The organism is Anaerovorax odorimutans (assembly GCF_024459955.1).
In the GTDB taxonomy this organism is placed as follows: Bacteria; Bacillota; Clostridia; order Peptostreptococcales; family Anaerovoracaceae; genus Hominibacterium; species Hominibacterium odorimutans_A.
The window spans coordinates 1-207 of record NZ_JANFXK010000282.1 but is presented as its reverse complement, the minus strand read 5'-3'; the positions used below and the strand labels follow the sequence as shown (position 1 = coordinate 207).

Sequence of the window (207 nt, the reverse complement as noted above, 5' to 3'; positions counted from 1 at the left end):
AGCGACTCCATCACCGGTATGATATCTTTTACTTTTAAATATCCGCTGAATCCCGAATCTGTCAAAACAATTCCCATCTTCGCTCTGTCTTTCGCTGTTAGCTCCAAAGGTTTTTTCCCGAAGATAGTGATTTCTCCTCCATCCGGCTTTATAAGGCCGAGAAGCGCTTTAAATGTTGTACTTTTTCCTGCTCCGTTTTCACCTACG

At 43.0% G+C, this 207-nt stretch carries 1 protein-coding gene; it reads right to left on the bottom strand.

From position 1 onward, the window contains the following. Nucleotides 1-207, bottom strand: a 207-nt coding sequence (locus NE619_RS18785; protein ID WP_256133958.1) for an ATP-binding cassette domain-containing protein, incomplete at both ends; no start/stop codon positions are given.